This window comes from Chryseobacterium tagetis (assembly GCF_016735585.2).
Classification (GTDB): Bacteria; Bacteroidota; Bacteroidia; order Flavobacteriales; family Weeksellaceae; genus Chryseobacterium; species Chryseobacterium tagetis.
The window spans coordinates 326,446-349,333 of record NZ_JAERSE020000003.1; the positions used below are offsets into that span (position 1 = coordinate 326,446).

General features: G+C 34.9%; 19 protein-coding genes and 1 pseudogene. 6 read left to right on the plus strand and 14 right to left on the minus strand.

Going from position 1 to position 22,888, the window contains the following annotated elements; all coding sequences use genetic code 11:
* Nucleotides 1-52: 52 nt before the first annotated feature.
* From JI747_RS11530 to JI747_RS11545, 4 genes are all read right to left on the minus strand, one after another.
* Nucleotides 53-2,143 (minus strand): outer membrane beta-barrel protein, encoded by a 2,091-nt coding sequence (locus tag JI747_RS11530; RefSeq protein ID WP_225688803.1) that lies wholly within the window; start codon nucleotides 2,141-2,143, stop codon nucleotides 53-55.
* A 251-nt stretch (nucleotides 2,144-2,394) separates the two neighbouring features.
* The gene (locus JI747_RS11535; protein WP_225688805.1) at nucleotides 2,395-2,778 is read right to left on the minus strand and encodes a VOC family protein; all 384 of its coding nucleotides are present in this window, start codon (nucleotides 2,776-2,778) and stop codon (nucleotides 2,395-2,397) included.
* A gap of 219 nt (nucleotides 2,779-2,997) precedes the next feature.
* Nucleotides 2,998-3,909, minus strand: a complete 912-nt coding sequence (locus JI747_RS11540; RefSeq protein ID WP_225688807.1) for a hypothetical protein — start codon at nucleotides 3,907-3,909, stop codon at nucleotides 2,998-3,000.
* A gap of 86 nt (nucleotides 3,910-3,995) precedes the next feature.
* Nucleotides 3,996-4,538, minus strand: coding sequence for a helix-turn-helix domain-containing protein (locus JI747_RS11545; RefSeq protein ID WP_225688809.1), 543 nt, complete (start codon nucleotides 4,536-4,538; stop codon nucleotides 3,996-3,998).
* Nucleotides 4,539-4,742: 204 nt separating this feature from the next.
* Here JI747_RS11545 and JI747_RS11550 point away from each other — a divergent pair, with 204 nt between their 5' ends.
* The gene (locus tag JI747_RS11550) at nucleotides 4,743-6,245 is read left to right on the plus strand and encodes a carbon-nitrogen hydrolase family protein (protein ID WP_225688811.1); all 1,503 of its coding nucleotides are present in this window, start codon (nucleotides 4,743-4,745) and stop codon (nucleotides 6,243-6,245) included.
* Nucleotides 6,246-6,386: 141 nt separating this feature from the next.
* Here JI747_RS11550 and JI747_RS11555 read toward each other — a convergent pair whose 3' ends face one another.
* The 5 genes from JI747_RS11555 to JI747_RS11575 all read right to left on the minus strand — a co-directional run bounded on the left by JI747_RS11555 (nucleotide 6,387) and on the right by JI747_RS11575 (nucleotide 12,104).
* Nucleotides 6,387-6,725 carry a cupin domain-containing protein gene (locus JI747_RS11555; protein ID WP_225688813.1) on the minus strand — a complete coding sequence of 113 codons (339 nt, stop codon included), beginning with the start codon at nucleotides 6,723-6,725 and terminating at the stop codon, nucleotides 6,387-6,389.
* A gap of 126 nt (nucleotides 6,726-6,851) precedes the next feature.
* Complete coding sequence (locus JI747_RS11560) at nucleotides 6,852-9,113, minus strand: glycoside hydrolase family 3 C-terminal domain-containing protein (protein ID WP_225688815.1); 2,262 nt, start codon at nucleotides 9,111-9,113, stop codon at nucleotides 6,852-6,854.
* A gap of 296 nt (nucleotides 9,114-9,409) precedes the next feature.
* Entirely contained in the window at nucleotides 9,410-10,222 is an 813-nt protein-coding gene (gene metQ, locus JI747_RS11565; RefSeq protein WP_225688817.1) for a methionine ABC transporter substrate-binding lipoprotein MetQ, read from the minus strand.
* Between the two features lie 204 nt (nucleotides 10,223-10,426).
* A complete protein-coding gene (gene metI / locus JI747_RS11570) occupies nucleotides 10,427-11,083 on the minus strand; it encodes a methionine ABC transporter permease MetI (protein WP_225688819.1) in 657 nt (218 codons plus the stop codon).
* A complete protein-coding gene (locus tag JI747_RS11575) occupies nucleotides 11,076-12,104 on the minus strand; it encodes a methionine ABC transporter ATP-binding protein (RefSeq protein ID WP_225688821.1) in 1,029 nt (342 codons plus the stop codon). The genes metI and JI747_RS11575 overlap by 8 nt, the downstream gene beginning before the upstream one ends.
* A 414-nt stretch (nucleotides 12,105-12,518) precedes the next feature.
* Here JI747_RS11575 and JI747_RS11580 point away from each other — a divergent pair, with 414 nt between their 5' ends.
* Nucleotides 12,519-12,815, plus strand: coding sequence for a GNAT family N-acetyltransferase (locus JI747_RS11580; RefSeq protein WP_225688823.1), 297 nt, complete (start codon nucleotides 12,519-12,521; stop codon nucleotides 12,813-12,815).
* Nucleotides 12,816-13,138: 323 nt separating this feature from the next.
* Complete coding sequence (locus tag JI747_RS11585) at nucleotides 13,139-13,882, plus strand: pirin family protein (RefSeq protein ID WP_225689490.1); 744 nt, start codon at nucleotides 13,139-13,141, stop codon at nucleotides 13,880-13,882.
* Nucleotides 13,883-13,946: 64 nt separating this feature from the next.
* Here the strand turns inward: JI747_RS11585 and JI747_RS11590 are convergent, their stop codons facing one another.
* Together JI747_RS11590 and JI747_RS11595 are read right to left on the minus strand one after the other, a co-directional pair.
* Nucleotides 13,947-14,798, minus strand: coding sequence for a GLPGLI family protein (locus tag JI747_RS11590; protein ID WP_225688824.1), 852 nt, complete (start codon nucleotides 14,796-14,798; stop codon nucleotides 13,947-13,949).
* 72 nt (nucleotides 14,799-14,870) lie between these two features.
* A pseudogene (locus JI747_RS11595) lies at nucleotides 14,871-15,071 on the minus strand (bacteriocin-like protein); the annotation flags it as partial.
* A gap of 332 nt (nucleotides 15,072-15,403) precedes the next feature.
* Between JI747_RS11595 and JI747_RS11600 the strand changes: the two are divergent.
* Entirely contained in the window at nucleotides 15,404-16,150 is a 747-nt protein-coding gene (locus JI747_RS11600) for a metallophosphoesterase (RefSeq protein WP_225688826.1), read from the plus strand.
* A gap of 109 nt (nucleotides 16,151-16,259) precedes the next feature.
* On the plus strand, nucleotides 16,260-18,383 hold the full coding sequence (locus JI747_RS11605; RefSeq protein WP_225688827.1) for a type IA DNA topoisomerase: 2,124 nt from the start codon (nucleotides 16,260-16,262) through the stop codon (nucleotides 18,381-18,383).
* A 53-nt stretch (nucleotides 18,384-18,436) separates the two neighbouring features.
* Here JI747_RS11605 and JI747_RS11610 read toward each other — a convergent pair whose 3' ends face one another.
* From JI747_RS11610 to JI747_RS11620, 3 genes are all read right to left on the minus strand, one after another.
* Nucleotides 18,437-19,603 (minus strand): FAD-dependent oxidoreductase, encoded by a 1,167-nt coding sequence (locus JI747_RS11610; protein WP_225688828.1) that lies wholly within the window; start codon nucleotides 19,601-19,603, stop codon nucleotides 18,437-18,439.
* A 24-nt stretch (nucleotides 19,604-19,627) separates the two neighbouring features.
* A complete protein-coding gene (locus JI747_RS11615; RefSeq protein ID WP_225688829.1) occupies nucleotides 19,628-20,380 on the minus strand; it encodes a helix-turn-helix domain-containing protein in 753 nt (250 codons plus the stop codon).
* A gap of 109 nt (nucleotides 20,381-20,489) precedes the next feature.
* Entirely contained in the window at nucleotides 20,490-21,359 is an 870-nt protein-coding gene (locus JI747_RS11620; protein WP_225688830.1) for a helix-turn-helix domain-containing protein, read from the minus strand.
* A 103-nt stretch (nucleotides 21,360-21,462) separates the two neighbouring features.
* Here JI747_RS11620 and JI747_RS11625 point away from each other — a divergent pair, with 103 nt between their 5' ends.
* On the plus strand, nucleotides 21,463-22,869 hold the full coding sequence (locus JI747_RS11625; RefSeq protein WP_225688831.1) for an aldehyde dehydrogenase family protein: 1,407 nt from the start codon (nucleotides 21,463-21,465) through the stop codon (nucleotides 22,867-22,869).
* The last annotated feature ends 19 nt before the right edge of the window (nucleotides 22,870-22,888 follow it).

Sequence of the window (22,888 nt, forward strand, 5' to 3'; positions counted from 1 at the left end):
ACTTTCTACAGAATAAAAATAAAAAAGGTCGAAATTTTCGACCTTTTTCTGTTTAAAATGTGGCTGCAGGAGCCGTATCATTATTCAGTTTTCTATTGACTTCATTCTTTTTACCTTTGGCAAAATCATAACCGATTCCTACGATGATCATGTTTCTGTTATTGTAAATATTGGTTGTTCCTTTATAATTTACTAAACTTTCATCAAGAGTCTTTGTTTTATACCTTGAAGGCATTCCCAGCCAGTACATTCCGGTAGTGAAGGTCCAGTCTTTTACTTTATAATTGGCAAAAATATGGTTCTGATTTTCGTTCGTATTTAAAAAAGCACCGCTTAAAGTATATACAGGAATATTAAACATATAGCTCAAACTGAAGTTTTTATATTCCGAGGAAAGCGTAAAATTATTTCCGAAATAATTGTTTTTAAGCAATGCTCCGGAATTGGTCTTTACACGCTGCATCGTTGGATAAATATTGGCTTTAATTACTAATAATCTGTTTCCAAAAGGCTTTACAGAACCCACCAACTGAATTCCTGCACGGGAACTGAATTGTGCATTTTCATAAGTTAATGCATATTGAGTATTGTTATTATACAGGACATACATACTGTTAATGGCGTTATCCGTATAGTTGTAGAAAATATTCCCGTTAAAATCAAAATACTTGTTATTGTAAGAATAATTCAGATTATTATTCCATGATTTCTGTATTTTAAGATAAGGATTTCCCGTAGATACAATATTCGGCACCACCTGATTGATATTGGGACTTAATGAAGCACTTCCCGGGCTGTAAGGTGTATAACTGCTGGTTAATCTCAGGCTTTGATTCTTTTTTAATTCATAGCCTAAAATTAATTTAGGAGTGATTACCCAATCGTCCTCTGTAGTCGCAGCAGTTTTATTGTGAATATTGGTTACGCCTAATCCTAAACGGTACATCAGTTTTTTGCTTTTACCGGCAAATTCAGAATATAAATATTGGGTTAGATAATTAACGGAATAATCAAAGTTTCCGGCTAAGTTTTCTAACGTATTATCAACATTGTTGTTTGTAATTCTATATCCTGAACTTAATTTTCCTGCTTTAAAATCGTGTGTATAGGCAACTTCTCCAACAATACTGTTTTGTTTAGCCTTCAGATTCATATCGTTATCAAAAACAGAAGTTCCTGAGCTGATCACCCATTCCTTATCAATTTCAAAACTTTCACTGGTGTAAGCAGAACCCACAATGTTAAAACTAATTTCATCCTTTTTACTTAAATTTTTCGAAAAATAGAGATCTAGTTTTGGCGGATTGTAACTTTCACCGCTATATTGCGAAGTTCCGTGCAGTTCTGAAACATTATCTTTTGAAAAAACACTTTCTCCATTTCCTTTTGAGAAATAACTGTAGATGTTCATGGAGAATTTGGCCTGAAAAACATAATTATCCAATAATGAATTGGTATATCTCAAAGCAATATCCTGATAGGTATATCCAAAATGATCCGTCTTGTTTTCATTGGTATTATAGTGGGAGTTCTGCAACACATAATCATAGATTTTATTAGCATTCCGGTTGTCATAATCCCTGAAATTAATTGAGTATTCCAATCCTAAATTATTTCGTCCGTTGGTATAATTAGCATAAGCCTGTCCGTTAACGAAACCTGTCGTTAATGCCGTACTGGCAGAAGCTCCCGCTGCAAAACCTACTTCAGGATTTCTTGTAATAATATTGACCACAGTATCTGCTCTCGTTGCCCATCGGGTAGGAGGATTGTCGTAATATTCAACTCTTATTACATTTTCCGGACGGATTCCTCTTGCCTGTAATTCGGTTGCTTCAATACCATTGATTAAAAGCAAAAAAGTACCTCCTTTAATACTGGTAATGCTGCTGGAAATAGGATCAAACTGAAGCTCAGGCAAAGTCTGTAGCAAATCATTAGCATATCTTGCCTTTTTTAAAGCCTCTTCATCAAAACTATAAACAGCTTTGTCTATAAACTGTTTTTTTCGCTGTGATTTTATAAGAACTTCCTGAATTTCTTTAGTTTTTTGAACAGAATCTTGTATTGGTGTTGTCTTGTTTTCTTGTGCAAAAGTGATGCTGCTTAGCAGGAGTAATGCAAAAGTTATTTGTTTTTTCATTTCTTTTCCGGAAAATTATGGCGCAAATATAGACCAGATAAGTGTTTTATCAAAAATAAATGTCACTAATATTGGAATAAAAAGGCTTTTTGTGCGAATTCCAATTTTAATCTCATTAATTTGGGGAAAGAACAAAATTACTTCTTTGTAAATCGTAACATTGAAAATATAGAGTTTAAATAAAAAAAGCTAAAAAGAACCGAAATCCATCAGTCTTTTTAGCCTTATTTCTATGATTGAAAATCTATCGTTTAATCATGATCTGTAGGTTCCCACAATTCAATTTTATTGCCTTCAGGATCTAAAATATGAAGGAATTTTCCATAATCATACGTCTGAATTTCATCAAGAATGGTTACATTTTCTTTTTTAAATTCTTCCATTAATGCCTCTAGATTTTCTACCCTGTAATTGATCATAAAATCTTTGGTAGCCGGTTCGAAATATTTAGTGTCTTCAGAAAATGGAGCCCATTGTGTTGTCCCTTTTTTAGAAGAATCTTCTTCTTCGCGCCATTCAAAACTGGTTCCGTACGGACTTGTATTGAATCCTAGGTGAGTTTTGTACCAATCGTTCATTGCATTTGGATCTTTACACTTAAAGAAAATTCCGCCTATTCCTGTTACTTTTTTCATTGCTGTAAGGTTATTTTATGACGGAAAGATAGAAAAAATCTTGTGGATAAATTGAGAGAGATTTTAAAATTTAAGAATTTGTTTTTTCAGGGAAATATATTGTAATGAAATTTACCATTAAGATATTTTAAGATTTAGAATAGTAAGTTATGCCTTATTTTAATACATGTTCAATGAAGCTTAACAACTTAAAAGATTTTAATGGTTCAATAAAAACTCTTATTCTAAAACAAATTTTTCATCTTTACAATCCAGATACAAAATGTTATTCAGGAAAACTCTGTTTCCCAGCATTCCTGTCATTCCCGAAAATTTCATAAGTGCATATTGTGTCTGTGAAAATCCTTCTACATAAGTAACTTCATGAAGTTGAATTCTCCTGTTTTGAAATTGAATATTCTGATCACAGATTGCTGTAAATGTGGTAAGAATATTTTTCCAGGATTGTGCTCTTTCAATACTGACTTTGGAATTTGAAGATTTTAACTTTTCCCAGGTTTCTTTATTGGTCAGCAATTCATAAGCACTCGTTCCGGAGTCGAACAGAAATTGTTCTTCTTGTCCTCTCAATATTCCTTTTAAAATAATTTTTCTCTTTTTAAATTTAAAATCAATCCGCTGATTGTTGTATTGAGAAGGAGTTTTTGAAAGATTAAAAACTAAATAATTTTCTTTAAAGTTGATAAGTGTTTTATTGTTTTCCAGAATGTCTGCACCTAAAGTTCCGATAATTTTGAGTGAGTCTTTATCATGTTTTTTTCCTTGATAAAGCAGGATAAATTTGTCTGAAGATATTTCTGTTTTTCCTAAATTAAATAATGTTTTTGCCCGATCCTGAATTATATTTATCCCTCTAATATTTTTTACGGAGTTCGAATAAAATGCCGTTGAAGGAGAACCTGTATCAAACTGTAAATAATATGTTGTAGAATCCGCAGGAAAGTGAATAGGAACAAGTAAAACGTTTTTATCATTGCCTAACCAGATCATAGGAATATTTCCACTTTCGTTTTTTACAGTTAAATAATTCTTTTCCGGGGTAAATTTTTGATTAAAATAAATAAATCCGGCTACGGAAACCAAAATCAAAACGACTAGAAAAGTCAATACAATTTTCTTAAAAATCTTCATTGTTATTTTTTTGCAAGATTCGTGGTTTCCCATCAATTTTCTCACAAAAACAAGACGACAATTTTATGACAATTGCTATAGGTTGATTATAAGAAATTGGTTTTCAGTTTGATGTGTAAATTGTTGTTTTGGTTCAAGCTGATGCCATTTCTGATAATTATGAACAGCTTTACTCCAAGCAAAATGATCAAAGGGACAAGAAAAAGCGGAAACCGGACTCCTGAAAAATGCTGAATAAACGGACTCAGAATCATAAAAACAGATAGAATGGAAGCCAACAAAATCTGTATGCTGATAATATCTTTTCCGATCTCTTTTGTGACAGGATCTTTTGTTTTATAAGTTAAAATTAATGGCACAATCACTCCTCCGAATGGAATGATAAGACCACATAAAGCAGACAGATTAATAAGTTTTGCCCTGTCGTTTTTAGATTTTTCTTCAACAGATGGCACAATTTTTTCAGGTTCAGTGTGCAGTGCCTGAGCTAAGGCTTTTAAGGTAAAACCTTTAGGAATACTTCCTGCCTCAATTCTTTGGATCGTTCTTAATGAAAGTCCGGATTTTTCAGCAAGCTCAGTTTGGGTCATATGCTGTTTTTCTCTCAAAATTCTGACCTGATTGCTCATTTTCTTTAATGAAATAGTATGGGTTTAATAAGTAAGTTTCAATAGAGTAAACTTAACAAATAATTAAAAGGAACGCAAAAATAATAATTTTTAAAATCAAAAAATCCGTATATTTTAGTTGGAATAATGAATAGCGTTTTACATTGAATAATAGCAGAGAATACGCTAATTAAAACTTTTTACAAATCATAAAAAATAAATAATATGCAAATTGAAACACGATCGCTAAAGCTTGAAGACTACGATGAACTGGTAGAAGTAATGAAGCTCGCTTATCCTAAGATGTCAGAATACGTTTGGAGTAAGAAAAGCATTGCCAAGCTTACTAAAATTTTTCCACAAGGTCAGATTTGTATTATTGTAGACGGAAAGTTAGCGGCAGTTGCTCTTTCGATTGTTGTGAATTATGAAGATTTTGGGGATGATCATACCTATAGTGATATTACAGGAAATTACACCTTCAATACCCATTCTGCAACAGGGAATGTTTTGTACGGGATTGAGGTTTTTGTAGATCCTCAGTTTCGTGAGCTGAGATTAGGACGAAGATTATACGATGCCCGTAAAGAACTTTGTGAGCTGTTAAATCTGAAATCTATTGTATTGGGAGGAAGAATTCCGAATTATCATACCTACAGTGATGAACTTTCTGCAAGAGATTACATTCGCAAAGTAAGAGATAAGGAAATCTATGATCCTGTTCTTTCCTTTCAGCTGTCAAATAACTTTTTACCGATCAAAGTATTAAAGAAATATCTTCCCGAAGACGAATCTTCAAAAGAAAATGCTGTTTTACTGCAGTGGAATAATATCTACTACAGTAAAAAACCGAATACAATGCAGGATAGTATTATAAGGCTCGGTTTGGTGCAATGGCAAATGAGACAGTTTAAGGATATTAATGCTTTTTATGAACAGGTCGAGTTTTTTGTAGATGTAATGGGAGATTATAAATCAGATTTTGTTCTTTTCCCGGAGCTCTTCAATACGCCTTTATTGGCTCCCTTCAATAATTTATCAGGAAGAGACAGTATGATTGAGTTGGCAAAAATGACAGAGGACATTAAAACTAGAATTTCCGAACTGGCCATCAGTTATAATGTGAATATTATTTCAGGAAGTATGCCGGTTTTTGAGAATAACGATCTGTATAATGTAAGTTATCTTCTGCATAGAGACGGAAGAATCGATGAATACAGAAAAATTCATATCACGCCCAATGAAAAGAAATATTACGGAATGAAAGGCGGAAATGAGATCAAGGTTTTTGATACCGATTGTGGTAAAATAGGCTTGGTAATTTGCTACGACGTTGAATTTCCTGAACTTCCGAGAATATTGGCCGATCAGGGAATGAAAATTCTGTTTGTCCCTTATCTTACCGATACTCAGAATGCTTATATCCGTGTAAGACATTGCGCTGCAGCCAGAGCGATTGAAAACGAATGTTATGTTGCTATTGCAGGCTGTGTAGGAAACCTTCCAGGCGTTAATAATATGGATATTCAGTTTGGACAGGCAACAGTTTTCACACCGTCAGATTTTGCGTTTCCTTCCAATGCGGTGAAAGGAGAGGCGACTCCCAACACGGAAATGACTTTAATTGTAGACGTCGATCTGAATCTTTTGAAAGATCTGCACCATAATGGTTCTGTACAGGTTCTGAAAGACAGAAGAACAGATTTGTATGATACGTATTTAAAATAGAAGCTATTTAACCACAAAAGACACAAAAAATTTATAGAGTATATTTAAAGTTTATCATTAAACTGAAAAAAAGAACACATAAATCTTTAGAAATCTATAATAGCAGTAATAAATAGCTTTTGTCTCTTTTGTGGTTAATTTTTATATATTTTCAACTCTGGAAGTATGATCCAGAAGGCTTAAGCTAAGTCTTACCATGCTTTCTTCCAATGCGAGAAGATCGTGAGGAATATTGGCAGATAACTGAATCATCATTCCTTTTTTCAGAATATATCTTTTATTTTCCACACCAAAATCAATAGATCCTTCCAAGACCTGAACAATAATAGGATAGGGCGCTTTGTGCTCTTTCATTTCCTGATTTGGATGAAAAAGAATTCTGATCTCTTTCGCCAAATCATTTTTAAGCATCACTTTTACGGCTGGTTTATTTCCTTCTTCGTAATGGAGTTCGTCATAAAATGAAGCGGTTTCTATCATGGTATTTTAATTTGTTGATATAAATGTAAGGATTTACTTGTTGATTTTCAAGGTGATATTTAGCAGGGTAATAAAAAAATGCCTGAAAAAATCCAGGCATCTCGTTTTAGAAATATATAAGTAAAATTACTTTAAAGTAAATTTAACTTTCGTTTTAATAGCATCCGAAGAATTTCCGATTTGTGCTTCAAAATCTCCCGGTTCAGCTACCCAATCATGTTTTTGAACATCGAAGAAGCTTAAAGCAGATTTATCAATGGTAAAGGTTACCTCTTTTTCCTCTCCCGGATTTAAAAATATCTTTTCAAAACCTTTCAGTTCTTTGGTTGGTCTTTCCACAGAAGATTTTAAGTCAGAAATATATAACTGAGCAACTTCCGCTCCTGCTTTTTTTCCTGTGTTTTTCACAGAAACCGTAAAGGTAATCTTGTCGTCCTGAGACATTGTTGTTTTATCGGCTTTAGCTTTTCCAAACTCAAAAGTGGTATAGCTCAAACCATGTCCGAAACTGAATAATGGTTTAATTTTCTTCGTGTCATGCCATCTGTATCCCACGAAAATTCCCTCATTGTACGTGATGTTGATCGGGTTTTTCTGATCTTTTCCTTTTCCTGCTGCAAACTCATCTTTTTGACCAGGATATTCTCCTAACTGATGAGCCGAATTATCTTCCAGTTTCACAGGGAAAGTAAATGGCAATTTTCCTGATGGATTGGCATCTCCTGCTAAAATTGAAGCAATAGAATTTCCTGCTTCAGAACCTAAATACCAGGATTGTAAAACGGTTGGAACTTCTTTAATCCAAGGCATGGCCACTGCATTTCCTGAAATTAAAACTACTGCAAGGTTTTTATTCGCTTTTGCAAGTGCTGCAATTACATTATCCTGATTGTATGGCAATCCGTAGCTTTTTCTGTCGTTTCCTTCACTGTCCTGAAAGTCTGCTTTGTTCAGCCCTCCCACAAAAATTACGTAATCAGATTTTTTTGCCAATTCAACGGCTTCATTCAGTAATTCAGTTTCAGAACGGGTGTCTTTTAAATCCTGTCCCGATTTTACTCCGTTGTATTCTCCGCCAATATCTCCAACATAACCTCTTGCATATTGTACATCTGACTGTTTTCCGAATCTTGCTTTAATTCCGTCTAAAGGAAGCGTTTCATATTTCACTTTTAATGAAGAAGAACCTCCGCCAACAGTCATGATTTTGATCGCATTTTCACCTATTACAGCAATTTTTTTAGCTTTATTGATGTCGATCGGAAGTACATTTCCTTGGTTTTTCAACAATACGATACCTTCCTCACCGATTTCTTTAGCCACAGCTTTATGCTCTTCAGAAGCGATGTTTCCGAAAGGTTTGTTTCTGTTCATTGTTGTTTTATAAGCTAAACCTAAAAGTCTTGAAACTTTGTCGTCAAGCTCTTTCGTCCCTACTTTCCCTGATTTAATTAAATCTAAGTAAGGTTTGGCCAGATAATAATTATCGTAAGCATTTTTCGTTCCGGCAGAAAGCCCGTTGGTCCAGCTTCCGAATTCTAGATCCAATCCGTTGTGGATGGCCTGTTCGGTATTGTTTACAGCGCCCCAGTCAGAAACGACAACTCCTTTATATTTCCATTCTCCTTTTAAAATATCATTCAAAAGATATTGGTTTTGGCTTGCGTACTGACCTTTGTACATATCGTAAGCTCCCATGATCGTCCATGAATCTCCTTCTGTAACAGCAGCTTTGAATGCCGGAAGATAAATTTCATACAACGTTCTGTCATCCACTTTCACATTGCTTGTATGACGGAACATTTCCTGATTGTTCAATGCAAAATGCTTTACAGAAGTTGCTACACCATTAGATTGAACCCCTTTAATGTAAGGAACCACCATTTTTGATGTTAAATAAGGATCTTCACCCATATATTCGAAGTTTCTTCCGTTCAATGGAGTTCTGTAAATATTAACTCCAGGTCCCAGAAGAATGTCTTTTTTTCTGTAACGGGCTTCTTCTCCAAGTGCTTTTCCGTAGTTCCATGACATTTTTTTGTTCCATGTTGCGGAAAGAGCTGTCAATGCGGGATAAGCAATAATGGAGTCATTCGTCCAGCCTGCCTGATTCCATTCGTCCCACATTACTTCAGGGCGAACCCCATGAGGTCCGTCTGTTGTCCAGAATTCTGGAATTCCCAATCTTGGAACGCCTGGAGAACTGAATTTTGACTGTGCGTGAAGCATAGCCACTTTTTCTTCCAGGGTCATTCTGGAAAGTGCATCCTGAACGCGTTGCTCAACGGGTTTTGATTCGTCTAAATAAACGGGTAGAGTAGTATTTTGAGCCATATAAGAAGCAGAAATAAGAGTAAATAAACTTACAATGGCGGTTTTCTTTAACATAAAAAGCCTTTTTATTGATAGGTAACAAAATTAGCAAAAATATTTATTATCTCAAATTGAGAAAATGTATTTTTTTGAATAAATATCTAATTATCATCAGCTTTTTATAAAAATGGATTAATTTCAATATATGACCTAGGAAAATGAATTTAAAAGAAAAGGCACCATTTCAAATACTATGAAACGATGCCTACATATATAATAATAGACTTCTTTAAAGTGAATGGTAAGTGATTAACTAGTCAATTTTGTACTACTGTAAAATTCACGAACTGACCATTGACGATTCACCCATATTAGTTCCAACCTTTAATGGCTCCTCCTTTAAAAATCTCCTCCGCTTTTTTCACAACCTCATCAGATTCGTAAGCCTTTACAAAGTTTTTTACTTTTTCGGAAGTCTTGTTGTCCTCTCTGGAAACAATTACATTCACATAAGGTGAATCTTTATCTTCTTTAAAAATTCCCTGTTTTTCCGCATCCAATCCTGCCTGTGCTGCGAAGTTGTTGTTAATAATGGCGATAACAACCTCTTTATCATCCAATACTCTTGGTAATTGTGGTGCTTCTATTTCAAGAATTTTTAATTGTTTTGGATTATCAGCAATATCAGTTACTTTTGGTAATAGACCGATACCGTCTTTTAATTTTAACAATCCGTTTTTCTGTAATAAAAGTAATGAACGACCGCCGTTGGTTGGGTCATTGGGAATTACAACCGTGCTTCCGTTTTGAAGTTCGCTGATGTTTTTAATTTTTTTCGAATAGGCTACAATCGGGTACAAAAAAGTATTTCCGACAACGGCCAGTTTATAGCCTCTCTGTTTTGACTGTTCATTTAAATAGGGCACATGCTGAAAAGCATTCGCATCAATATCTCCGTTATTCAAAGCTTCATTGGGAACGACATAATCATTGAATGAAACAAGTTCCACCTCAAGATTGTACTTTTCTTTAGCCACTTTTTTCGCAACTTCTGCAATTTCCTGCTCCGGTCCTGAAGTAATCCCTACTTTAATCACGTTCGGATCATCTTTCTTCGGCGAATTGCAGGCGGTAAATAATAATAAACCTGCTGCTAATACTCCTAAAATCTTTATTTTTTTCATTGTTAACTATTTTCTAAAAAATGGCGAAAAAGGAAAAAGGCAATCTCTAAATTCTTTGATAATAAATAATAAAATATGGCTTTATACCTTTTTAAATTCCCTTTTTCGCCGGATCGATGGCTGAAATGATCATACCACCACACTATTTCACAATCACACTGTATTTTCAAAGTGTTTACACACTATTTTCTAAATTTTTCAATTTTAACGATGATCAAATCTTTTTGCCAATCGGTCACCTGAAAACTGAATTATAAATACGATGGCTACCAATAAAGCCAATACCAGATTCATAATAACTGCATCATAACCAATATATCCGTACTGATAACCGATCTGTCCTAATCCTCCTGCTCCGACTGCACCACCCATTGCAGAATATCCTACCAAAGTGATCAAAGTGATCGTAGCATTGTTAATCAAAGAAGGAAGCGCCTCCGGTAATAAAACTTTTTGGATGATCTGAAGCGGAGTAGCTCCCAAAGCTCTTGCAGTTTCAATCAATCCGTAAGGAACTTCTAACAAACTGTTCTCTACTAATCTTGCTATGAAAGGAGCTGCACCAATACTTAAAGGAACCAAAGCGGCATTCACACCAATCGAAGTTCCGACCAAACTTCTTGTAAACGGGATCATCCACACAATCAAAATAATGAAAGGAATGGAGCGGAAAATATTAACCAAAACAGATAAAACCCTATTATAAACTACATTTTCCAAAAGCTGTCCTTTTCTTGTTAAAAACAATAGAATTCCAACTGGTAATCCTAATACAAATCCAAAAAATCCTGACACGAATGTCATATAAACCGTCTCCCAAATTCCCTTCGATAAAAGAGAAATCACCGTATCACTAAGCATATCCTCTTACCGTATTTTGAATTTTATTCTGGTTGAAATAATATAGAGCTTGTTGGTTTTTCTCTTCTTCACCCTGAAGCTGCAATAATAACTTTCCAAAGTTGGAATCTCCTAAGTATTCAACATCAGCTTTCAGCAGCTTGTAAGGAATTTTATATTTATCATAAACTATTGAAAGCAGTTCTTCAACAGATATTTGTTCATTAAGTTCAACCTCAACAAGAGGAAACAGTCCGTCTTGTGGTTCTTTTTGTAGTTTTTTATTCAGTTCTTGTGGTATAGTCATAACACCAGATTTTAAAAATTGTTTGATGATAGGATTCTCTTTGTTGGAGACAATCTCACTTAAAGTTCCTTTGATTACTAGTTTTCCTTGGTCAATGACAGCAACGTGATTGCAAACTGTTTTAATGACTTCCATTTCGTGGGTAATCAATAAAATGGTGATTCCCAACCTGTGATTAATATCTCTCAATAACTGTAAAATCGATTGAGTGGTTGCCGGATCGAGAGCGCTTGTTGCTTCATCACAAAGCAGAAGATAAGGATCATTGGCTAAAGCTCTGGCAATCGCAACCCTTTGTTTTTGTCCGCCCGAAAGGCTTTTAGGATAATCATTGGCTTTATCTTCCAACCCAACGATTTTCAACAATTCATTGACTTTTTGATGGATTTCCGTTTTGTTGACATGATCTAGTTCCAGTGGTAAAGCAATATTTTCAAAAACCGTTCTTGAAGAAAGAAGATTAAAATGCTGGAAGATCATTCCTATTTTTTTTCTTTCATTGGCTAATTGTCTGGGATTTAATTTTGTGAAATCCTTTTCATTAATAATGATTTCACCATTATCAGGTTTTTCAAGAAGATTCACCGTTCGGATCAACGTACTTTTTCCGGCACCCGAAAATCCGATGATTCCGACAATATCGCCTTTTTCAATAGTCAGGCTTACATTATCCAGTGCTTTGAAAGACTGTTTTTTCTGGTGAAAGGTTTTTGAAATGTTCTTTATCTCTATCATTCTGATATTATTCTTATTAAACAAAAAAGGCTCTACAACGTGGTAGAGCCTTTAAAAATATGTCATATAAAAGTAAGTTCAACCACAGCAATTTCGTAATTCAGGCATACAGCAATACATCATCATCATAGTGATGGTGTGCTTTTTAATGGATTGATTTCTAAAATTTGATTTCATTTTATTTTAATGTCCTGATTACGGTTGCAAATATAAGGCATAAATTTTCATTAGTCTACTAAAAAAGTAGACTTTTTGAAAATAATTTTAAATTAATTATTTAATGTATTGATTTTTAGTTTGTTATTTTTATATATTATATTTATTAAAAAGCGAAAAACTTTTGCGGAAATTATCATAGATCATGATATAATCTTAAGAGAGGCCTTAACTTTGTTATTATTAAAAATTAAAACAATGGAAAGAACAGAAGTAGTTTTAGGAAATGTAAGAGGAGAAATTCAGCTTTTCTCAGACGACAACAAAGCCGGAAAAATGGATATTTCAGTCATTGGAAACAAATTAACGGTTTACCACACAGAAGTGAATCCGGAATATGAAGGAAGAGGTTTTGCCAAAATATTATTGGAAAAACTGGTTTCCTATGCCAGAGAAAACGACTTAATGATCGTTCCGTTATGTCCTTACGTTCATGCGCAGTTCAAGCGTCATCCGGAAGAATATAATGATGTTTGGTTCAAAGAAACATTGTGAGAATCTGAACTTTAATTGTAACTCTTAATTCATCTGAAATGGAAATGCTTAATTTCTTAGTCCTCGGAAAAAATCAGGAAATTCTTGAGGTATTAAAAAGAATTATAGAAAAAAATGAAGGCTGGAAAGCTGAACTTTTAAGCTCCGAAAATAAAGCTTATGATTATATCAACAATCATAAAGTTGATATTGTCCTGCTGAGTTCTGGTTTGGAAGATCAGTTTGAACAGGACATTAAAACGTTTTGTGAAAATTTGGATCAGGGAATTAAGGTAATAGATCATTTCGGAGGTGGAAGCGGATTGCTAAAAAGTGAAGTGAATATTGCTTTTTCCCAAACAAATGAAACTAAAAATGTTTTGCATAAAGCTGATTCCAGAGGGAAAACAGAAAATGAATGGCTTGTAAGTGAAAAGACTTTTAGCTTTGGAGACTATTATGATCCTGAAAGAATTCAGTTTGGAGCGTTGAGAGTACTGAATGATGACACGGTAGAGGCGGGAAGGGGATTTGGAGTTCACCCTCACGATAATATGGAAATTATCAGCATTCCCCTTGAAGGAAGTCTGGAGCATGAAGACAGTTTGGGGAATAAAGTAACTATAAAAAGTGGTGAAATTCAGGTGATGAGTGCCGGAACCGGTGTGATGCACAGTGAATTCAGTAAAAATGAAGAAGGTCTGGTAAAGTTTCTTCAAATCTGGATCTATCCGAACAGAAGAAATGTGAGTCCGAGATACGATCAAATCACATTAGACAAAACAAAAGGCAAAAACAGATTTCAGCAGATCTTGTCTCCCAATACGGATGACGAAGGGGTCTGGATTTATCAGGACACCTGGTTTTATTTAGGAAATTTCGAAAATAATAGGGAAACCCATTATCAGATTAAGAAAAGTGGAAATGGTGTTTATGCTTTTATCATTAAAGGAAGTGCAGAAATTGACGGCCAGAAATTGGAAGAAAGAGATGGATTCGGAGTTTGTGATATTTCAGGTCTTAACATTAAAGCAATATCAGAAAATACGGAGATTCTTTTGATGGAAGTTCCGATGAAGATGAATTAATTTTGTTTTATACATATTGTTGAAAAGGCTCTCTTTTTTAGGGAGCTTTTTATGTTTAATTGTCTTACTCAGTTAATTCTAGTGGATTTATATATTTTTCATTTTCCTCTCTTTGTTTTTCCTTTTGCCTTAGAACCTCTTGTCCTTTTATAATTGTTGTTCCAGTGCTTGCAAGTACGCCAGCAACATTAGCTTCAACATTTTTTTTGGCTTGCTTCAATTTCGCTTGTGTTGCTTCGGTTGCTCCCGTATATCGGCTTTTTTTAATAGTAACTAATTTGCCTTTCAGTTTAGAATTAGGGACAGATTTTACTATTTCAAAATCATAATCACCCTTATCATCTGTTATTTTAACAATTAATCCGGGTAATCCACTGAATTTCATAGGACCGTACGGAAAAGGGATTTCGGGAGAATACCAAGCAATCCAATTTCTTCCTTTAAAGGAAACTTCTGCTTTTTTACAATTAATTGTATTAATTATTTTCGCTTCATCCACAAGCTTCCAATTCTTTATTACAGGCTCTTTATAACTAAGTAATGACATGAATGCTGAATCATAATATTGTACATTTTCAGGTGATTGGATAATAGTAAAATTTAGATTTGTTTTTGGAATTACAGTGCCTTTTTTCCAGCCAAGAGTAATGCTTCCATCTGGATTTTGTGTTGTTGTACCTGAATTTGCCATTACCGAATCTCCTTTCAATGATATACAACTTGCAAAAAATGCGCGATTATCGGTTATCTGTAATGAGAAAAGTTCTTCATATCTCTTGTCAGTTCGTGTGTCGAATTTAGCTTTTAACTGATAGGTAAATTCGCCACTTAGTGTATCTTCTTTATTTGATTGAGCGTAAAATAAAATGCTATAAAATAATATGAATAGTGAGAATAGCTTTTTGTAGTAAAACATGATATAGGTAAGGTTTTTATTGTAAAACTGCACTTATAGTTTAAATATTACACTATAAGTGCTAAATTTATTTTAATTAATTGCTAAATGAATAGCATCATCACCAGAATAAGTAGGTGTTTTACAGTAATTTTTTTCAATTTCGTTCATCCAAGCATTTGCTTGTGCTGGAGTCCAATCTTGGGTTGTTGTAGCGGTAAACCCACATTTAGTTTCTGCAATCCAAACTTTTCCTCCTTTCACTGTTTTAAGGTAATTTCTAGATAATTTTTTTTAATTTTTCATTTGTATAATATTTAAAATTAAGTGTCAAATATAATAGGATAATTTATGCGATAAAAATAAAATTTATTATGTTAAGTGGTTGATTTTTAATTTTTTGAGGTGTTTTTGTGTTTGTTTTTTTATAATACTTTAAAAAGAAAAAAAATATTCGTTAAAAAAAATAAGGATATAAATTTTTTTAATGAATTACTTTTTTTTGCACGTCTTCAAATTTTCAAAAAAAGTTTCTCTGAAAGTCATGAGTCTTATTTATATAGTGGTATAAAATCTCTTGTTCTGGAAGTTTTTTATATAAATTTTTTTGATGTAATTTGTAAAATATGAAAATACAGATCATAAGCGATCTGCATCAGGAATTTGGATATACTGATATATCATTTGATAATGCTGATGTGGTTGTTTTAGCGGGAGATATAAATTTAGGAACAAAAGGAATTGAATGGATCAAAACTAAAATCCTCAATAAGCCGGTAATCTATGTTTTGGGAAATCATGAATATTATAAAGGTTCTTATCCAAAAACATTACATAAAATAAAAGAAGCAGCGCAGGAATCGAATGTTTTTGTCCTTGAAAATTCTTTTGTGGATATTGAGGGAATTCGTTTTCATGGAACGACTTTGTGGACGGATTTTTCAATTTTTGGTAATCCAATAGAATATGGAATGATCTGTCAGTCGGTAATGAACGATTATAAAAAGATAAAACGTGATCCTTCCTATTCCAAAATGAGAACGGTGGATATATTTAAAATTCATCAGCTGTCAAAATTATGGTTGAAAGAAAGCTTAGAAGGATCAAAAGGAATGAAAAATATTGTAGTAACTCATCATGCTCCGAGTATTCGGTCAGTTCCTGAACAGTACAAAGATAATCCGGTCACAGCTGCTTATGCCTCTGATCTTGAATATTTAATTCAGGAATATCAGCCTTTATACTGGATTCATGGCCATATTCACACCCCTTCAGACTATAAAATCGGAACCACAAAAATTATTTGTAATCCGCATGGGTATATTGATGAAAAATATAATGGCTATGAAAAGGAGCTGATTATAGAAATGTAGCTGTTTTTATTCATTTTTGAAGGTTTGATTATTAGGGAATGGAAATAACAAATTAGCAAAATCCAAAAAAAATCCCGATTTTTGCCCTCTTCTATAATTCCGAAAATTCATGAAACTTTGTATTGCCGAAAAACCCAGTGTTGCCAGAGATATCGCCAAAGTATTAGGCGCAACGACTCCGAAGCAGGGCTATATGGAAGGAAACGGCTATTGTGTGACATGGACGTTCGGACATCTTTGCACCCTGAAAGAACCTCACGATTACGGTCCGCAATACAAAGCCTGGAATTTGTTTTTATTACCCATTATTCCTAACAACTTTGGAATCAAATTAATACCTAATAAAGGCGTTGAAAACCAATTCAAAGTGATTGAAAGATTAGTCGAAGAATGTGATGAGGTTATTAGCTGCGGCGATGCCGGTCAGGAGGGAGAACTGATTCAAAGATGGGTATTGCAGAAAGCAAAATGCAACAAACCAATCCAGCGTTTATGGATTTCGTCTCTTACCGAAGAAGCGATAAAAGAAGGTTTTGCAAGTTTAAAACCCGCCGAAGATTATAAAAATCTGTATCTCGCAGGAAATGCAAGAGCTATTGGGGATTGGCTGTTAGGAATCAACGCAACGAGGCTTTTTACGAAAAAATTCGGAGGAAATAAAGCGGTTCTTTCCATCGGTAGAGTGCAGACGCCTACCTTGGCGATGCTGGTTCAGCGTCAAAAAGAAATTGATGCCTTTACCACCGAAGAATATTGGGAACTTAAAACCAAATATCGTGACGTTATTTTTAACGCCGCGATCGACCGTTTAAAAACTTTAGAACGTGCTGAAAAAGGACTGGAATATCTGAAAGTAAATCCTTTTGAAATTGTTTCTTTTGAAATTAAGGAAGGGAAAGAAAAAAATCCGAGGCTTTTCGATTTGACCGGACTTCAGGTGGAAGCCAACAAAAAATATGGGTATTCTGCGGAAAATACCTTGAATTATATTCAAAGTTTATATGAGAAAAAACACGTGACGTATCCGCGTGTTGATACAACATACCTATCCGAAAGCTTATATCCTAAAATAGAAGGGATTTTGCGAAAAATGTATTTCTATCAGGATTTAATTTCACCTTTACTGGAAGCACCGATTCCAAAGTCGAAAGCAGTTTTTGATGATACCAAAGTTACCGATCACCATGCGATCATTCCAACTGAAGTTCCGCCGTCTCAAAATCTGAGCAGGGAAGAAAAGTTAATTTATGACTTGATTGTGAAACGTTTCATTGCTGTTTTCTATCCCGAATGTAAAATCTCAAATACTTTAGTAGAAGGAAAAGTAGGAACAATACCTTTCAAAACCAGTGGAAGACAGGTTCTTGAACCGGGTTGGAGAGCCGTTTATGCTAAAGAACCCAAAGAAGAATCCAACGATAAAGAAAAAGAAAAGGAAGAAGAACAGACGATTCCGGAATTCACGGTTGGAGAAACCGGACCTCATGATCCGATGATTCATCAGGGAAAAACCTCACCTCCGAAACCTTATACGGAAGCAACGCTTCTTAGGGCCATGGAAACTGCCGGAAAACAGGTGGATGATGAAGAGCTTCGTGAAATGCTGAAAAATAACGGAATTGGCAGACCTTCAACGCGAGCCAATATTATCGAAACCCTTTTCAAGCGGAAATACATCGAAAAGAAAAGAAAAAACTTAATTGCTACCCATACCGGAATTCAGCTGATCGATACTATTGAAGATGAATTGTTGAAAAGCCCTGAACTTACTGGAGAATGGGAATTAAAACTTCGCAAAATTGAAAAAGGCGAATATGAAGCCAATCAATTCAAAGAAGAACTGATTCAGATGGTCACCGAACTTACTAAAAAAGTAGTGGACGGAAAAGGAAAAGTGATTACTCTGGAAGAAGAAAAAGTGGAGGTGAAAGAAAAGAAAAAACGGGAACCGGCTGTTAAAAAAGAACTTCAATCCTGGGAAGAAACCAAATGCCCAAAATGTAAGGAACATCATTTAATGAAAGGAAAAACCGCTGTCGGGTGTTCTGATTTTAAAAACTGTGGCTTTAAGGTGAATTTTGAAATCTTCGGTAAAAAAATATCAGATAAACAATTGATGGATTTAGTACTGAAAGGCAAAACATCAAAATTAAAAGGATTCAGTACACATCCTGAAAGTGTGACGGAAGGCGTTTTATCCTTTAATGATCAGTTCAGTGTAATTATTCCTTAATATCAAAATATATAAAACATAAAAAGGAGCGGCTTAAGCTGCTCCTTTTTTTATTATTCATGAGGTCCGTTGAAAAAATTCAGCATATTTTCAAGAGCATTTTCCGCATGCATCAGTTCTCCGTTATCAAGAGACTCTTTAGCAATGAGAGCAGCTCTTTTCCGCATCTGGATTTCATAGGCGGAAATAGCTTCCTGTAAAGTTTTGTATTGTTCTGAAGCCAAACATTCACTTAATTCCAGCGCATCCAGCATAGCCATATTCACGCCTTCTCCGGCAAACGGAGGCATTACATGAGCGGCGTCTCCGATCATCGTTACATTGGATTGAGCTTCCCAAGTCTGATCAAAAGGAATACAGTAAATAGGACGTGGAATAAACGGTGTTTCTGCATTTTCAAACAACTCAAACCAAATAGAATTCCATTCCGGATAGGTAGATTTGAACCAGTCCAGTATTTGAGCTTTATTAGAATAGTCTAATCTACTGTTTGCTGCCCAGTTTTCATCCGTTTTCAAGCTTGCGTAAAAACCAATATCACCATTTCCTTTTTGCCCCATCAGGAGATTTTTCTTGTTTCCGAAAGCCATTATTTTACCACCTTTCAGTAAGGCATTAACTTTTGGAGCATTCTCTTTTGCCTGGAGTATATTTCCTTCAAGCATAGTAATGCCGGTATAGAAAGCTTTACTATCAGTGATATAGGGACGGATTTTTGAGTTTGCTCCATCGCAGGCAATCACAATATCTGCATAGGCTGTTGTATTGTTTTTGAAATGTAAAAGCCATCCTTCATTCTGCTTTTCCATAGAAACAAAATGACGGTCCCAAACTACTGTTTCCGGCTGCAGAGATTCCAGTAAGATTTTTCTTAAGGTTCCACGATCGATTTCCGGACGGAAATGCTGATGTCCGAAATCTTCTTCAGGTTTGCCTTCGTGGTCGCTGAAAAATATTTCCGCATTTTCATTAACGATAAGCTCTCTGTCGGCTCCTACAAGATAATTCTGTTTGAATTCTTCCAGCAGATCAGCTTTACGGATTGCAGCCAATCCTGAGTTATCATGAAGATCGAGAGGAGCTCCTTGAACGCGGGCATTTTTATTAAGATCCCTTTCAAATACTTTTACATCGGCACCTTTTAATTGTAACAGTCTTGCTAATGTTAATCCTCCGGGACCACCACCAACAATGGCAATTGATTTATTATTGATAAGCATAATTTTAAATTTTATGCTGCAAAATTATGACGTATGATAGACTAAAAATTGTAAAAAACGGTCGTTTTGATTTTTAAAAAGTTCTTTGGGAGAAACGCCGGAGAGTTTTTTGATCTCTTTGATGAAATGAGACTGATCGGTAAAATTAAGCTGTGGAAAAAGATTTCCGTCTTTAATATGATGAAGAGAAGCCTGAAAACGTAAAATTTTACAGTAATACTTTAACGAGATTCCCAATTGTTTGTTGAAATACCGGTTGATCTGGCGTTCACTCCAAAAGATTTGTTCTGAAAGATCTTTAACGGTGATTTCTCCGTGAGTCGAAAAAATAAGCTCAAATAATTTGCGCTTTCGTTCGTCAATCTCTTCAGGCAATAAGGATTTAATTTTTTGAGAAGCTTTTTCACAGAATTGTTCAAAATCGTTCAGATCAGCCATACTGAAATCCCAGAAATTATCGGGTAATTCTTTTCCACTGTTCACAAACTCTGCAATGGACTGATGAAGAATATATTCCAACGCAAGCGGATTGAAACTAATCGCAAAAAAAGTGGAAAACTCGGTTTCAGGCATCGTTTTGGGTTGGGTCTCCAATCCCATCAAAACAATTTGAAATTGATTATCGGTGGTTTTACAGAAAAGCAGGTCGATTTTCCCATTGGGAATGATTACACCTTCCTTAAAGGTTGCCAGATTTTGCAGCGAAGAATAACCATACACAAAATCGGTAAGGGATTTTTCAGGTTTAATGAATTGATAGATTAATTCGTTGCTCATGCTTTGTCTGTGACCTGTTTCAGTAGAACGAATTTACAGTTTTCTTATTTTTATATATGAATATTAACAGAAAAATTTCACATATATATACTACGTTATTAATAATAAATCAGCTCACCTTAAATTTCTTCGGAGATTTCCCGGTGATCTGAGTAAATTTTCTATAGAAATATTCAAGCGTGTTAAATCCGGATTCAAAACAGATATTTTTAATGTCAATTTCTGGATTATTGATCAGAAGCTGTTTTGCGTGTTCTATCCTTAGCTCAATAATATATTCAACAGGAGTACAGTTATAAGTGTTTTTAAATTTTTTGAAAAGATTGGCCTCGCTCATTCCTGCAACCGATGCGAGTTTTTTTATGGTAATAGGTTCTCTGTAATTTTGCTTTATAAAATGAACAACTTCCTGAAGACCATGCTGTATATTTTCTGTTTTATTGGGGTGAAGAAGCAGATGTTTGGCATTGGTTTTCATCAGTTCATAGATCAGTTCTTTAAGACTAAGGCTCAAAAGAAAATCTGAAGTTCCGCTCAATGTATCATCTATTCTTCGGTTGTAAAGATTGGTTAAGCTTCTCCACAAAGATTCGTCGGAACTCACAAATTTTTTCACAGCATTCTCTTTCATCATAATTCCTGTTTTATCCCAATCGGGATGCCAGTTGTCGATGACCTCGGAAAAAACGTTATCAATATATTCCTGTTCTATATTTAAAACCAGACATTTCGTCGGTTCCTGAAATACGGGATGAATATCTATACTTAATTCCTTGTTACAGGGCGGGATGAATACACTTCTCTCGTTAAACTCAAACGTCTCTTCTTCACTGCGAATGATCTTATTACCGCTTAACATTAATGTGATGACGGGTTTCTCGAAATAGAAAGGGAAATCATGACATACTACATTCGTTTCAAATACATTCAATTCTCCAAAAGGAATGCTTAAAACTGTTCTTTCTTCGATCTTTTCCATTATAGCATAGAGTTTAGGTTAAAAAAAATAGAGAATAAGTAAATGATTTATATCATGTTTTTGTCATTTTCGAGCTATGTAAAATACAAAATAATTTAAAACAATGGAAAATACATCATTTGTAAAAGAAAGCACTGCCGAAGATACCGGATTTTTATCGCTAAACCCCTCTACTTTAGAGGTTATCGGTAAAGTGAACAATACCTCAAAAGAAGAAATAAACGCTATCATAAACAAAGCAAAAGTTGCCCAAAAACTATGGTCGGCAAGACCGGATTCAGAAAGAAAGAAGATTTTATTGAAAGTTGCAGACGCTTTACAGCAAAACTCCCAACAATTGGCAGGATGGATTACGCGGGAACAGGGAAAACCATTAAGCGGACCGGGCTCAAATTTTGAAATGCAGGCTTGCGTTGGCTGGACTCAGGTTCCTGCCTCGTTGGATTTACCGGAAGAAATTGTTTTTGAAGATGAAACCAGAAAAGATGTTTTATACAGAAAACCAATCGGAGTGGTGGCTGCAATTGCTCCGTGGAACTGGCCTTTAATGATCGCAATATGGCAGATTATTCCGTCTTTGAGAATGGGAAATACAGTCATCCTGAAACCTTCAGAATATACAACGTTCTCTACGTTGGAAATGATTAAAGTAATTAACTCTGTGCTTCCCGAAGATGTTTTACAGGTGGTTACCGGAAGAGGAGAAGTGGGTTCATACCTTACAGCACACCCTGAAATCGGGAAAATTATGTTTACTGGATCGATCGCAACAGGAAAAAAAGTAATCGAAGCATCTTCCAAAAATATGGCTAGATTAACATTGGAATGTGGCGGAAATGATGCCGGAATTATTTTACCGGGACTTGATCTTACTAAACATATTGAGAATATTTTCTGGGGAGCATTTCTTAATATGGGACAAACCTGTGCCTGCTTAAAAAGATTATATGTTCATGAAGATGACTACGAAAAAGTAGCTAAAGCTTTAGCGGACTATTCTTCTAATATTCCGATGGGGGATGGAGCAAACGAAGCGAATGTTTTAGGGCCTATTCAAAATAAAATGCAGTTTGATAAAATTCAGGATCTGATCGCTGATTCCGAAAATGTAGGTGCGGATTTCTTATTTACAGGTCAGAAACCAGATTCAGAAGGGTATTTCATTCCTGTTACTCTTATCGGAAATGTGGATAACGGAAACAGAATTGTGGATGAAGAGCAGTTCGGACCGGTTTTACCGATCATCAAATATAAAACAATTGAAGAAGCCATAGCAAAAGCAAACGATTCGGAAAACGGTTTGGGAGCTTCAGTCTGGAGTGACAATGTAACAGAAGCTGAAAAAGTTGCCGGTCAGCTGGAAGCAGGAACAGTATGGATCAATCAGCATGGAGCGATCAATCCTTTTGTACCGTTTGGAGGCGCAAAACAATCCGGTTACGGAGTGGAATTCGGGATAGAAGGATTAAAAGCGATGACTGTTCCAAAAGTAATCAGCATTAAAAAGTAGAACAATACAAATTAAAACT